Genomic DNA, 15,030 nt, shown 5'->3' on the forward strand with positions numbered 1-15,030 from the left:
ACAAAACCAGGATTCCCAGCCTTAAATATGCACAGTTGTGGATAAACCAATTTGGCAGCTCCAAAGCCAAACGGGGCGCGGGGGGCGATTATGCCATTATTTTTTCTGCAGGAAGTATTCTCGTTGATGCGCGCTGATTCTTTGCTGGTCATGTTTTTTCCACATTTGACTGCGGGAACCCACCTGCATGCTTTATATATACTTCTTACCGGATGGATTTGTGCATTGATTTTCGCGCGAAGACGCTATGAAGCAAGGACGCAACGATTTTTACTGAACATTTTTACCCGGCGCGGAGTATATATACTGGCCAAGCGATCAAAAAGTGAATCGGTTTGTTATAAAAGACCGTTTTTTCACAAAGCTTCAGGAAATGTAAAATAATAAATATCCAATGTAAAATGCAAAAGCGCATCCCGTCAAAACCGACAAGCTCCTTTTGCTACACGAATACTCCTTTTTCACCTGCCCGAATGACGGATCAGGCGGGTTTTACATTTATACCGAGCCCCGGTAAATCGGGGCGAACAATAACCTCTATTCTAAACAACGCCGGGGTTGGCCCCATGCATCAGCCGTAGCAATGCCTCCAATGTATAAACCGGTTTGCGGCAGGCATAATTTTCGCAGAGGTAGATCAGCAAAGGGTTGCCAGCCTTTTTATCTGCCAGCAACGGAAAACGTTCATCGGCATCGGGCGCCGCCATTATAACGCTATGGGGCAGAAAATGGCGCAGAAGCTCCGGCTGCGTCTGCTTGTAATCACCCAATAAAACAATCTCTTTAAAGCCCTTATGCACCAGGTAATAGTTCAGCATCCAGGCACCAAATGAAGTGGGATATTTGACAACGGCATTGCCCAGCTGCGCCACCATCCGCCCCGCCTGCAAGCGCCAGTCCTGCCTGTCAAATAACAGGGCCAGCGTAAGCAGGTTTTGCGCCATCACGGCATTTCCGGAGGGTGTGGCTCCGTCATATACTTCTTTTTTCCGGAGGATCACATCCTCCTGTTTCCGGGGTGTATAATAAAAATACCCGGTATCCTCCTCTAAAAAGTCTTCCTGAACTTTTTCACAAAGCTCCTTTGCTGTCAGCAACCAGGAAACATCGGCCGAAATGCGGTACAGCTGTAACAAGGCCTCCACCAGGCACGCGTAATCATCCAGGAATGCAGGGTACCGGGCAGCCCCGTTTTTCCATACATGCAACAGGCGGCCATCGGCGCCCTCAAATGCTTTCAGCAGGAATTGCATATTCTGAATGGCCCGGGCTTTATATGCCGCATTGCCGGTTGCTTCAAAAGCCTTGCTGTACGCTGTATTCATGAGGGCGTTCCAGCCCAGGATCACTTTATCATCCAGCCCCGGGCGCACCCGTTTTTCCCGCTCGGCTAACAGGCGCCGCCTGCCTTTTTCCAGCAATGCTTCCAGGTCTGCCATCGTAGTTCCATGTTCTGCTGCCACTTCCGCCACCGGTTTTAAAACCCGGAGGATATTGGTCCCCTCCCAGTTTCCCGCGGCAGAAACATCATAATATGTCATAAACAGTGCGGCATCGGCACCCAGGAGGTGCTCTATTTCCATTTTGCTCCAAACATAGTATTTGCCCTCCTGGCCCTCGCTGTCTGCATCAAGCGCCGCATAAAAACCTCCCTGCGGATGCAGCAATTCCCTTTCGACAAAATTGAGGGTTTGCGCCAGGCAGGCCGCATACCGCTCATCTCCTGTTGCCTGTAAGGCTTCGGAAAGGGTTGTTATCAGCAATGCATTATCATAAAGCATTTTTTCGAAATGGGGGGCCAGCCACTCCGTATCGGTTGCATAGCGGGCAAAACCACCGCCCACCTGGTCATAGATGCCGCCCTCCATCATTTTATTAAGGCTCAGCAATGCCTGGGCACGGGCAGCGCCGGAAAGGCTTTCGGGACGGCCCTGCTCCAGTACGCTGTAACGCAGCAGGTACCGGATCACCTGGGTTTGTGGAAATTTTGGAGCCCGTCCAAAACCACCCCAGGTGGTATCTGCCTGTTTCAGGATATTGGAACAGGCAGTGTCAATATCACTGATGGAAAATTCCAATGTACCCGCAGCATCCAATCCAAACGAATTGGCCTCCACCAGGTGTCGGGTCAGGCTGGCGGCCTGGTTTTCGATCTGCTGCCTTTTTTGCTGAAATGCATCTGCAACGGCTGCCAGCACATCTTTCCAGGAAGGGCGGTTGGCATAGGCCAGCGGCGGATAATAAGTACCTCCATAAAAAGGTTTTTTGTCCGGTGTTAGAAATACATTTAGCGGCCAGCCTCCGCTCCCCGTCATGGTTTGCACTGCATCCATGTAAATATGATCCAGGTCCGGCCGCTCTTCACGGTCGATCTTTATGTTAATAAAATGCGCGTTCATCAGCGCAGCCGTTTCTTCGTCCTCAAAGCTCTCCCGCTCCATTACATGACACCAATGGCAGGCCGCATAGCCGATGCTCACCAATATCGGTTTATCTTCCGTTACCGCCTTTTGCAACGCTTCTTCGCCCCAGGGATACCAGTTTACCGGGTTATGCGCATGCTGCAACAAATAAGGGCTGGTTTCGTTTATGAGATGATTGGGCATTGAACCGTTTAATGTTTAAAGTTTAAGGTTTCAGGTTAGATCCTGTTTTTATACTCCATGGGCCGTTCTTCGTTTCTTGTTTGAAGTTTGAGGTTTGAGTTCGGTACTAACCGGGTTCTTCGAATATTAGTAGATTCATCATAAATCAGCCTTGGTATTTGGTATTCAGATTTCCGGGTATTTAGACGTTAACGCTCTCCAGAACCTTTAAACCCGGAACCTCGGAGAGATTTGAAACATCTGAGTTTAAAAACTGCTCCAACCTGAAACTTCAAACCTGAAACCTTTCCACATTTTCACATTCTCACATCTTCACATTTTCAAATTCTCAAATTCTACCTTCCCCATCCCCACTTCAAAAACACGGGCATGGCCTTTGCCCAGGTGGCTACATCATGCTTTCCATCATCCAGCTCCAGGTAGGAGACGTCTTCAGGGCGATATCCTTTTTTCATCAGTTCCCGTACAACATCGCGGGTATCGTCCACGGCATCAATCACTCCATTGTTATTCCGGTCGTGAGCCTCATCCATCAGGCCGCATTGCAAAAAGAATTTCAGGCCCGGCCGGTAATTTCCGCTGCGGATCTGCTGCTGCATAATACGATCCTTGTCATCATTGTAAGCCGCATCATCCTGATCCCGGCTCCGCCACCAAAACGAACCGGAAAACACGCCGGATTTTGAAAACAGCTGCGGATGGTTCCATACAATATCCAACGCGCTCAATCCCCCCAGGGAAAAACCGGCAAACGCCATGTCCTGAAACCCCGCCACCTTATATTTATCCTGCACATACGGGATAAGTTCTTCAACAATAAAGCGGGTATAATTTCCTGCCAGGTCGCCCCGGCCGAGATAATCCGCCTCGGCGGCAATCCCATATTCTCTTTTCCGGTCGGCGCCAGCCGTGATGCCCACACATAAAACCGGAGCCATCTGTCCCGTAGCGTATAAACCCGTCAGCAATTGCTGCAGCCCCATCGTTGGCAGATCCTGGCCATCGTTGATCAGCAGCAGGCTAATGCCCGAAAAATCTTCTACATCATCGGGTAAATAAAAATCCACTGTTACCCATCGCTTTAAATGCGTGGATACAAGTGTTGCCTGTTCCGTGAGGCAATGCTGCTCTTCTACAGTATTCATTCGCTCAAAAGTAATAATTTTTTGCAGGGAATGGAGAATATCCTAAATTCAAGCTCAAATTAAACAAAACAAAAATGGAGCCTGTAAAAGCGGCATAAAGCCATGGCTGCTTTCCCCCTTTGCCGGGCTATGAAATCACATTAAACCGGTTCTGTAAAAGCAGAACAATAAACAACAAGAACATGAAAAAAATCGGAATCCTATTTGGGAAAGAACGCTCCTTCCCCGAAGCCTTCGTGCAACGGATCAACAGTAAAAGTATTGATGGCATTGTTGCAGAACCTGTGCGGATTGACAAGGCTTTACAAGGGCAGCCTTCCGGCTACTCGGTAATCATCGATCGCATCAGCCAGGACGTACCTTTTTACCGTACCTGGTTAAAAAATGCTGCCGTAACCGGAACGGCGGTGATCAATAACCCTTTTTGGTGGAGCGCCGATGACAAATACTTTAACAACTGCCTCATGACGCAGATCGGGGTGCCCGTGCCTAAAACGGCCATCCTTCCCTCGCATGACCGGCCCGATGATACTTCAAACGAATCGTTTAGCAACCTGGCTTACCCGCTCGACTGGGAGGGTATTTTTGCAGAGGTTGGGTTTCCGGCGTATATGAAGCCTTTTGCCGGAGGCGGGTGGAAAAATGTGTATAAACTACACGACAAAGAGGAATTCTTTGAAAAGCACCGGGAAACGGGTCAGCTGGTAATGCTGTTGCAGGAAGAAATTGTTTTTGAAGAATATTACCGCTGTTATTGCATCGGGGGCAAATATGTGCGCATTATGCCCTATGAGCCCCGTAACCCCCACCACCTGCGCTATGTGGCCGATTTTGCCCCTTCCGCGGAAAAATTGCAGGAGATGACGGATATTGTGCTGAAGATAAACCGGTACCTGGGTTATGATTTTAATACCGTGGAGCTGGCACTGAGAAACGGCGTTCCCTACGCCATCGACTTCTGCAACCCGGCGCCGGATGCAGATGTAAAAAGCGTGGGTGCAGAAAATTTTGAATGGGTGGTGGAAACCGCTGCCAGCTACGCCATCGAAAAAGCACTGGCTAATAACGGCGGCGACAACCTGACCTGGGGGGAATATGTAAAAAGAAGCGCGGGGAGAATGCCTTCTTAGGGTACCGGATGCTGGATGCTCGATATTGGATACTGGATGCTGGATGCTGGATACTGGATCGAGTATCAAGAATCGAGAATCGAGTATCAAGTATCAAGTATCAACATCTATCTAACCTTTAAAAAACATCAAACCATGAGTTATCGAAATTTGGAGATCTGGCAGCTGGCCAGGGAAGTAGTTGGGACGATTCATCAGATGTCGCTTCAACTTCCGCAGTTTGAACAGTATGAAGAAGGACAGCAGATCAGGCGATCCAGTAAATCAGTGCGGTCCACTATTGTTGAAGGCTACGGGCGACGGCGATACAAGAATGAGTTCATCCGTTTTCTTGTATATGCGCAGGCGTCCAACGATGAAACGACAGACCATTTAGATATTTTGTTTGAAACCAGTTCTTTAAAGAATGAACCGATATACAGCACCCTTAAAGAGCGGTTAGACCTGCTTGGCAGAAAGATTAACCGGTTTATTCAGGCCGTAGAATCGGGACATATCAGCGTTAAATAGAGGGATACTGGATGCTGGATGCAGGATACTGGATGCTGGATTGAGTATCAAGAATCGAGTATCAAGAATCAAGTATCAAGTATCGAGAATCGAGTATCAAAAACCAGGAATCAAATTAAAAAATGAGCATCAATTATAAAACATTCACGCTGGGCGTGGAGGAGGAGTACATGGTTTTGGACAACCAGACTTTTGAATTAAAAAGCCACGAGCAAAAGATTGTACAGGAGGGGCAAAAGATCATTAAGGATAAGGTAAAAGCAGAGATGCACCAGGCCGTAGTGGAAGTGGGTACCGATATCTGCCAGGACATTGACGAAGCCTATAATGATGTGGCCCTGCTGCGCAAAACGATTTCGGATATCGCCGGCACGCTGGATCTTACCCTGGGCGCCTCCGGCACACACCCCTTCAGCCACTGGGAAAAACAACTCATCACCGATCATATCCGGTATAACGAAATCGTGGCCGAATTACAGGAAGCGGCCCGCAGCAACCTCATCTTTGGGCTGCATGTGCATGTGGGTATGGAGAGCCGGGAACTGGCCAATCATATTGCCAACTCCACCCGCTATTTTCTGCCGCATATATTTGCGCTGAGCACCAACTCCCCGTTTTGGGAAGGAAGGACCACGGGCTACAAATCTTACCGCACCAAAGTGTTTGACAAGTTTCCCCGAACCGGCATCCCCGATGCATTTGAAAGCATAGAAGCCTATGACAATTATGTAAAAATGCTGATCAAAACCAATTGTATTGACAATGCCAAGAAGATATGGTGGGATCTGCGGGTGCATCCTTTTTTTAATACGGTGGAATTCCGCATCTGCGATATTCCCATGACGGTGGATGAAACCATTACGATTGCAGCACTGTTCCAGGCCGTATGTGCGCGGATCTATATGCTGCGCAGCAAAAATCTCAATTTCATCCAGTACTCGCGCCCCCTCATTAATGAAAATAAATGGCGGGCCAGCCGCTATGGTATTGATGGCCACCTGATCGATTTTGGAAAAGAAGAAGAGGTCAATACCCGTGCGCTGATCTATGAGCTGCTGGATTTCCTGGATCCGGTTATTGACCACCTTGGCAGCCGGCACCGCATTGAGCATGTGCACAAGATCCTGGAAGGGGGCACCGGGGCCGACCGCCAGCTGGCCCTTTTTGAGCAAACCAAAAACCTTACAGATGTAGGCCGGTATATCAGCGAAAGTTTTTTGGCGGGACTGTAACCTGCCAGAATATAAAATATTGAATGCTAAATTTTAAATGTAAAAGGGGCCGGCAACAAGTTCGCCGTACCCCTACTTCTTTATTACCGTTGAGGCCTTGCTTTCCTTATTATCCTTATTGATGGTGGTTACACAATAATACCCGGCAGCCGAAGCCGCAGCCTCCTTCCCATTTGTAATCGTCAGCACTTTTGCCTCCTGCGCCAGATCTGTTGTAAAATAAACCACAGACCGCACATCGCCGCTGGCATCCCATTTCAGGCTGCCGCCCTCTATACGTACATTTTGTGGTTCGCCCGGGTCCGCCGCAACACTCCGGCCTAAAAACGGAATGACTGTTGGCGTATTCCACAGCGTGGCCAGCTTATCGGTAATCCCTATCGGATTTTGCAGGATGTATTTGGCACTGTATAAAACATGGCCGAGCGAAGCCCGGTATTTTTTTGTAAGGTCAAATTGTTTTTCGAGCTCATTTACCGACTGGAAAGCTGTTGGGGCTACAGGATCGCCGAACCGGTAATAGGCATGCCCCACCATCATGGTTGCCTGGTAACGGAACTGGTGCCACCATTGAAGCCGTTCTTTATAATCGTTGGTTGGAGCTCCCACCTGCTGGTAAAGCTGGGGAATGATCACATCCAGCCATCCCTCGCGGTTCCATTTCAGCACATCCGCATATAGCGTGTTATAGTTATAGGTATCGCTTGCTGCCGGTGAAATGGAGAACACCACTTCGGGCCGGGTAGCCACAATAACATCATGCACCGCTTTGATGGCCTTATTTACATTGTCTCTCCGGAAGTCTTCAATAGATGCGATGCCCGCTCCATAGTGGTCATAGTCGGGCTTGTCCGCCACCATGGTGCCGGCAGCCCCCGGGTCCGGGTAAAAATAGTCATCAAAATGGATGCCATCCACATCGTACTTTGTAATAAGATCCTTTACAATATCGGCCAGCCGCTGCCGTACTTCCGGAAGCGCCGGATTGTAGATCTGGATCTTTTCATGATTGACTACCCATTCCGGGGGAACGGACGCGTGCAAGGCCGGGTATGCCGTGGTACTGCTGGCGCGGGTGGCAATACGATAAGGATTGAGCCAGGCATGAAACTCCATACCCCGGGCATGTGCTTCATCCAGCATAAACTTGAGTACATCATAGCCCGGATCGGCGCCCCTGGTGCCGGTTATGACCGTGCTCCAGGGCTCATAAGGTGAATTATAAAACGCATCACCCATGCCTTTGACCTGTACAAAAACGGCATTAATGTTCAGCTCTTTAAACTTGTCGAGGTAAGCAATGTACTGTTGTTTTTGGGTGGCCACATTGTGTTCCCCCTGCGGCCAGTCCAGCCCATAGGCTGTCGTGATCCATACTGCCCGCATTTCTTTTTTGGCAATCTTAAAGCTGTTATCTGGGGTACCGGCATTGCCTGTATCGCCATCTTTTTTACATGCATTCAGCCCCGTTAGCAGCGCCCCCATTATAAAAAACCAGGTTATTTTTTTCATATCAAACATATATTTATATTGAAGAAGGGATCCTATAAAATTTAAAATATCAAACACCCAATAAAAAATACAGAAGAGGCTCCCGTTATTACCGGCAAGTTCTCTTTCACAAACGCATACTCCTTAATCTTCCAATGCTTTTACCGGCAAATCAATCAGCACAAAACCAGCATCTGTAGCAGCAGCGTAGAGGGTCAATGTCTGATCCCGGCCCTGATCATCTTTTGTAATATGCCACCGGGTTTGCAAAAAGCAGTTTGGACCTGCAGGCCCCAATAAAGAGTATTGGAATACCGCTGTTTTATCGTCTGCCTTATTAAACTCCTCCAGCGCCTCCCGCGTTGTTTTCCCTTTTGTGAGATTATACACATACAGCACAACGGGCTCGGTTCCCGTACGCGCGGCAGTGGTCATGATCAGGTAACGCTCCCGGTTAAAGGTGATCACATGCGCATCCGATCCCCGTTTGGGCACAGCGTCAATATCCAGGGCATAAGCAACCGCCGCCGATTCATTGGCCAGCCGGATGGGCGCATCATAGCCGGTATAAATATAGTCATCGGTGTTGCCCACGCGGTTATAAGACATTACATAGCTTGAGCCGCTGGCGCTTATAAATGCCGTTGGTTCCGACAGCTGTGTATAGTTGGTCACTTTTATCCGTGCCACCCTCGTTGCAGCATTATCACCAAAAAAGAAGTACCCGTTACCATCCTTATCCAGGTTTGCCGACATATTGTCGCCAAGTCTTATCCCCCCATCAGGCACTACCAGGCTGCCAATGAGCTGGGGCGCCGCAGCAGGATCGGTCCAATGATATATTTTCAAGGGTGAAGCCGCCGAATTGCCGGAAAGGTTGGCAATATAAGAATGGCCGTTTACCTGTGCGCCCACATTTACCGGGAAGGTACCGCCGGCTACCCCTGACAGGTTCAGTGATATAGGCGCAATCACATTATTGCGGAGATCCGATACCTTCAGCAGGTGCGAGCCAACGGAAGCCCGCGTAACAATAAGTACATGTTCACCGTCAAACCCGGAGCCTCTTGTAGCAGCGCCGGTAAATGTCGGGTATACCGGGTTGCCCAGTTCATTATTGGTATAGTCGTAGATCCGGGGTTTTCCAAAGTCGGCACCAAAAGCAGGCACTTTCAAGACCAGCGTGGCAAAATACTCCCGGAAGTGTGCATTATTAACCACTTTGATCACCTTGGTAAGCGATGATTTACCATCGATAAAATAGGGACTGCCGTCTTTAAAATCCAGCTGGTACGATGTTGTTTCCAGTTTACCGCCGCCGGACATGGTGGCTTCAAATTGAATATGATCAAAATCGCTCATGGTATCCAGACGGGGAAACGCAATCGTTTTCAGGTTTTCATCGATCGTACCCTCCAATACGGTATTACCGTTAGCGCCGGCGTTTATAATTTTGATGGACTTTAATACCACTTCATCGGGGGATTCCACATTGGCCGGGTACTTTTTCTGACAGGAAACCGCCAGCAGCAATACCAGTGCTGCCAGCATCACTACTGAATATGTTGAAATATTTTTTACCATTGTATGTAATTTTTCATCCATAAATTTTTATGCTTTTGATGGCAGGGTGTAACTTTTGATAAATCCCGTTACTATTGATAAGCCGGCCATCCCTCCGTTTGCGCTAGTGTATAGCCCCTGCTTTTATAATCATCCATTTGTGTTTTGCCCACCGGGGACAGATAAGGATTGACCCCTGTTTGATTGAGAAACACCAGGCGGCCATTGGTATTGGTACCCCTGTAAAACCCTTTCATTGCCGTGCCGTTAGATCCGTTAAACACAACCGGGCTGCCACCAGCGAGCGGCACTACCGATATCTGGCCGGTCTTATTGGCCTCCTTCGACAGATCATCGGGCAATTCTGTTGGAAAATTGACCCAACCACCCGACAACAGGTCCGGCTTATTCTCGGTATCCATATATTCCAGTTTCTTCCAGCGCCGGAGATCCTGGTAGCGGGAATATTCAAATACAAACTCCATTCTCCGCTCGCGGCGGATCTCCCATAGCAATGCCGGTACGGAAGGATCCCGCGAGGGGTCATCCGGCAGCTTGTCTATGTTTAATGCAGCCGTCTGGCTTACTCCCTTTGCTGTAGCTTCGGGCGCCAGCGGCCGCTTGCGGATCTTGTTGATCGAAACTTCGATATCGGCCTGGGTTGCAGACCCCTGTTCTGCTTTGGCTTCAATCCAGTTGAGCAATACCTCGGCATAACGCATTACCGGGTAATCAGTTTGGTTTTTATTGGAGGTAAACTCTGTAGGTACGGAGCCCCCGGCATCTACGATTGCCGCAGCTGCACGGGGTAAAAATTTATTGATATACCAGTATGAGGCCCTGTTTCTTACATTCGGCTTATCATAAAACGTAGCTTCCAAACGCGAGTCCCTTGATTTGATCATATTCGACAAGGTAAAATCATCCGCATTGGCAACGGTGGCATTTTGGTAGGGCTGCCCATCAACACAAATAAATGATTTGATCAGGTCTGTTGTAGGCCCGAATGCAACCGACTCCGACAGGTTATTATTGGTAGCGATGGCATGGGTAATACCCGCAGCAGCATCATAATGCCGGTATAGAATTACGTCTTTATTTCCGGAAAGCGAATTGGAGGTAAATAAGGATCTGAAATCCGTTACAATATCAAACCTGCCGCTGTTGATCACCAGACCTGCGGCATCCTGTGCCAACGCAAAAAACTTATCAGACCGGGCCGCGTCCTTGTAATAATATTTTTGCCAGGAACCTTCGGCAAGGGCAATACGGGAAGCAAAGGCCGCCACCACATACCGGTTTACCTGCTGGTCGCCATCTGCAGTTCTTACATTGCTCATGGCAAACTTCAGATCTTCATATACCGAATCCATCACCTGGCTGCGGGGGGTGCGCGGCTTATATAAATCCGGAAGATTGGTCTCTAAAGGTACATATCCAAAATACGGAACGTCTCCATAGTCACTAACCAGGTCGGCATATTCCATCGCCCTGAAAAAGCGGCCTATGCCTGTCCAATGATTGTAAGCCTCTTCAGATAAAACGCCCTTCATCCGGTTTTTTATCCGGTCCAGCATGATATTGATCGAGCGCAGGGTGCCCATGCCCCATATACCGCTATTGGGCACCGACCGCGAAAAGTTGCTCTGGTTGCCCATGAGGAACACATCATCACTAAAGCGGAAACCCAGCAGTGCCGCGCCTGCTTCTGCACTAAACTGCGTACCATATCCTACAAAATAACCTGTGTAAAATTTATTGGCATAGAGTCGTACATTATCTTCAGAACTCCAGGCTGTTTCATCCGGAACGTTGGTTAATGGAGGCCGGTCGAGGAGCTTTTTACAACCGGTAGCTGCCACTATTAAAACCAGGCATATAAATGTATATTTCAGTTTCATTTTTTTTGTTTTACAGCGTACTATAATCCGATGTTTACTCCTACGGATGCAATCTTAAATGTAGGATTGGAGGTACCGGTGCGTCCCAGGTTGTAGTTACCATCAGTGCGCAGCATGGAATATCCTGATATCGCTTCCGGATCAATCGGCAGGCCTCTTAGTTTGTCAAACGTTATAAAATTATCCAGCGAAACATAGAGCCGCGCCTGTTTTAATTTTGCGCGTTTCAATATATTTTCGGCAACGCTGTATCCCAGCGTCATGTTCTTTATCCTGAAATAGGCCATATTCAACAGGTATTTTGTTTGCGGTACCATTACAAAACCGGAGTTGGACTGGCCCATATCCCAGGCACGGGGATAAAAAGCATCGGTACGATCCGGCCTCCAGTAATTGGCTGCAATGGCCTGGGGCATGGCGCCTTCCTTTGCATAGTACCCCGGGATGGCCAGCTGACCCGATCCCCAGATACTTCTTTTACCCACTCCCTGCCCCATTACGGAAAGGTCGAAGGATTTGTAATCCAGCGCCAGGCGGAATCCATATTCGTACCGGGGCATTACATTCCCAATTACCACCCGGTCGCCCGGATCGCCAAAAGTTCCTTTTCCGGGTGTGATATAACCATCGCCATCTACATCCACAAATTTTACATCGCCGGGGCTCACCAGCAGTATCTGGTTGCCGTCTTCAAAAAAGGTTTGATAAACGGGGTTGTTACCGGCTAATTTATTAGTGCGTTTGGCAGTACCCTGCCAGATGATGGTTTCCTGTACAAATTTGCCGTTTTCATCATACACAAAATCTTCTTTTTGATACAGCCGGTCGGTTATGTATCCATAAATATCGCCATACCGCTTACCGGTCGTAAAGGTATTGTCCACCTTACGGTCGCCCCAGGGAAGATCCCAGTCCGGCGCCTTGGTAATAACCGTAACGGCATCCGACAGGTTGGCGGTAAAGTTGAGCCCCAGGCCGTTCTTAAACCGGTGATTGAAGTCGAAAGCGATTTCCCATCCATTAGTTCTTAAATTGCCGTAATTGCCGAGGGGGGCGGAGGCGCCAAATGTGGCAGGAAGGGACTCCCCGCTGATGATCATATTTTTCGTTTCCCGGCTGAACCAGTCAAACACGATACCGAACTTGTTTTTAAAAAACCGGAGATCGGCTCCCAGGTCAACGGTTTGAATGTCCTGCCAGGTAATACCCTGTGATACCGGCCCCGGCGTGCTCAGCTGCACAAACTGCTTGCCGGCGCTGGTAAGCCAGGAGTTTTTGGATATATCCATGGTAGACATGTAGAGCGTGTTGGGTACCGACTGATCGCCGATGGATCCCCAGGAGCCGCGGAACTTGGCAAAACTGAGCACCGGGTTCAGCTCCTTCATAAATTCCTCATCGCTGATTACCCAGCCTGCAGAAAAGGAAGGGTACCATTTCCAGCGCAGGTCAGCCGGAAATTTGGAGGTAGCATCGTAGCGGAGATTCCCTTCCAACAGGTATTTATTTTTGAACGCATAGTTTACCCTTCCAAAATAGCCCAGCAATGCATCCCAGTTGGCATCGCCTCCGGTGGTTTCTGTACCCACTGCAAAATCAAACTGCGGGTTATCGCTATTAATCAGGTCCGTTTTCCGGGACCAGTGGCTGTTCCATTTATTGGCAACAATATTGGTACCCAGGGTAAATTTAAATGCGTGCTCCGTGTTGAGTTTGAGATTGTACACGGAATAGGCATTGACCGTATGACGCTGCGCCGCCCACGTAGACTGGTATACATAGCTCTGATCCTTGGTAACGTAATTTACAAGTGGAAACCGGTAACCGGGTATGCCCGCAGAGTCGGTAATATTACCGGCGGCATCCACATATACCCGGTCGCCGTCTGCATCGGTCCAGGGCACACCCGCATACCAGGGTTCCCGCAAACTAAGTGTGGGCAGGGAAGAGTTGAGTGTTTCATTGCGGTAATCGTAGGTGTAGTCTGCAATAACCTGCCAGTTCTTTGTCAGATCAACCGTGGTTCCGAAATTCAGATTTACATACTTGTTTTTCAGTGTAGCGGTATTTGCATTTTTAGCATCCCAGTAAGGATCGCGGATCTCTTCGCCCAGCTCTTTTACCCCGGTTGGGAATAGCAGGCTCCAGCGATACAAATACAGCCAGGGGTCGGCCCCAAAACCGGATGCTGTGTTGGTGGAGTTCGGGTAACGTTTGGCCCTGTCGGAATACAATGCACCACCTCTTACTGTAATAAATTCGTTCAACTTTGTTGACACTTTAAGGTTGGCCGTGTAACGCGTAAAATCATCATGCTTGGCCGGTTTCATCATCCCCTCCTGCCCCAGGTATCCAAAACCTACATTATAAGTGGTATTATTGGCCCTTCCATTTAATGAAATATTATGATTCTGTGTAAAGCTGTATTTTTTAATCATGGTGCTAATGGGGTCGTAGATCCGGTAGCCGTACTTATCGGTACCATTAAAGAACCAATCGCGGCCATATAATACGGGGTCCGTAGGTTTTACCGTGCTTCCATACAAACGCTGCCATTCCCGGGCTTTTTCAAGGCTGGCGCTATCCAGGCGCCAGAACCCGCCGGCAGGGCCCGTTCCCTTCATATTCTTTTGTGCATCCAATGTATATTGTAAACCATCTATGCCTGCCAGCTCCAGGTCTTTAAAAGGGGTTTGCCAGGAGAGGTTGGAGCTATAGGTAAGATCAGCCCCCTGCCTTCTGGTGCCTTGTTTTGTAGTGATCAGGATTACGCCAAACGCAGCTTTGGCTCCGTATATAGACGCAGAGGCCGCATCTTTAAGCACGGTTACACTTTCTACATCATTCGGGTTCAGATCCTGGATACTGGGCACTTCCACATTATCCACAAGTATCAGTGGCTGACTGGATCCCTGTACGGAACCAATAAAGCCCCGGATGTTGATCAAGGGATCTGAGCCTACTTCACCACTCGGGATGCGTATAGACAGTCCGGGGACCACGCCCTGCAGACCCCGGCCGATATCCGCTATCGGCCTGCTTTTTAAATTGTCCATATTTACATTGGTTACCGCCCCGGTGATATTACCCTTCCGCTGTTTACCATAACCCACCACAATAATTTCATCCAGGGAATTGCTCCCCAACCGCAGGGTAACGATAACCGGACCCGCACCGGAAATGGGTATTTCCTGAGCCTGGTAGCCTACATAGCTAAATTGAAGCACCTGTCCTGCAACGGCGCTGATCGAAAACATACCGGTTTCGCCGGTAGAGGTAGACGTAGCTGTTCCCTTAACGGTAACCGTTACTCCGGGCATGGGAGAGCCAGCCTCCGAAACCACCGTTCCGGATACCTGACGCTCCTGCCCCCATAAGGCATACGGTGCAGAAAAAGCAAGCACTACCATGAGCAGTACATGGGTTCGTAATCTTCTCATAACTTTTTTTAT

9 protein-coding genes are annotated in these 15,030 nt (G+C 48.9%); 3 read left to right on the top strand and 6 right to left on the bottom strand.

Annotated elements, in window-relative coordinates:
• Positions 1-542: 542 nt before the first annotated feature.
• Positions 543-2,606 carry a thioredoxin domain-containing protein gene (locus tag GGU45_RS13880; RefSeq protein ID WP_435225655.1) on the bottom strand — a complete coding sequence of 688 codons (2,064 nt, stop codon included), beginning with the start codon at positions 2,604-2,606 and terminating at the stop codon, positions 543-545.
• Between the two features lie 335 nt (positions 2,607-2,941).
• Positions 2,942-3,751 (bottom strand): alpha/beta hydrolase, encoded by an 810-nt coding sequence (locus tag GGU45_RS13885; RefSeq protein WP_435225657.1) that lies wholly within the window; start codon positions 3,749-3,751, stop codon positions 2,942-2,944.
• A 182-nt stretch (positions 3,752-3,933) separates the two neighbouring features.
• Between GGU45_RS13885 and GGU45_RS13890 the strand changes: the two genes are divergently transcribed.
• From GGU45_RS13890 to GGU45_RS13900, 3 genes are all read left to right on the top strand, one after another.
• Positions 3,934-4,881 carry an ATP-grasp domain-containing protein gene (locus GGU45_RS13890; protein ID WP_435225659.1) on the top strand — a complete coding sequence of 316 codons (948 nt, stop codon included), beginning with the start codon at positions 3,934-3,936 and terminating at the stop codon, positions 4,879-4,881.
• Positions 4,882-5,016: 135 nt separating this feature from the next.
• Complete coding sequence (locus GGU45_RS13895) at positions 5,017-5,391, top strand: four helix bundle protein (RefSeq protein ID WP_435225661.1); 375 nt, start codon at positions 5,017-5,019, stop codon at positions 5,389-5,391.
• A 122-nt stretch (positions 5,392-5,513) separates the two neighbouring features.
• Complete coding sequence (locus GGU45_RS13900) at positions 5,514-6,623, top strand: carboxylate-amine ligase (RefSeq protein ID WP_435225663.1); 1,110 nt, start codon at positions 5,514-5,516, stop codon at positions 6,621-6,623.
• 72 nt (positions 6,624-6,695) lie between these two features.
• Here the strand turns inward: GGU45_RS13900 and GGU45_RS13905 are convergent, their stop codons facing one another.
• The 4 genes from GGU45_RS13905 to GGU45_RS13920 form a co-directional block, all read right to left on the bottom strand.
• On the bottom strand, positions 6,696-8,135 hold the full coding sequence (locus GGU45_RS13905; protein WP_435225665.1) for a glycoside hydrolase family 10-like protein: 1,440 nt from the start codon (positions 8,133-8,135) through the stop codon (positions 6,696-6,698).
• Positions 8,136-8,258: 123 nt separating this feature from the next.
• Complete coding sequence (locus tag GGU45_RS13910) at positions 8,259-9,698, bottom strand: DUF4623 domain-containing protein (protein WP_435225667.1); 1,440 nt, start codon at positions 9,696-9,698, stop codon at positions 8,259-8,261.
• Between the two features lie 71 nt (positions 9,699-9,769).
• Positions 9,770-11,578, bottom strand: a complete 1,809-nt coding sequence (locus GGU45_RS13915) for a RagB/SusD family nutrient uptake outer membrane protein (protein ID WP_435225669.1) — start codon at positions 11,576-11,578, stop codon at positions 9,770-9,772.
• Positions 11,579-11,598: 20 nt separating this feature from the next.
• Positions 11,599-15,018, bottom strand: coding sequence for a SusC/RagA family TonB-linked outer membrane protein (locus GGU45_RS13920; protein ID WP_435225671.1), 3,420 nt, complete (start codon positions 15,016-15,018; stop codon positions 11,599-11,601).
• Between the last annotated feature and the right edge of the window lie 12 nt (positions 15,019-15,030).

This window comes from Niabella hirudinis (genome assembly GCF_051201075.1).
In the GTDB taxonomy this organism is placed as follows: domain Bacteria; phylum Bacteroidota; class Bacteroidia; order Chitinophagales; family Chitinophagaceae; genus Niabella; species Niabella hirudinis.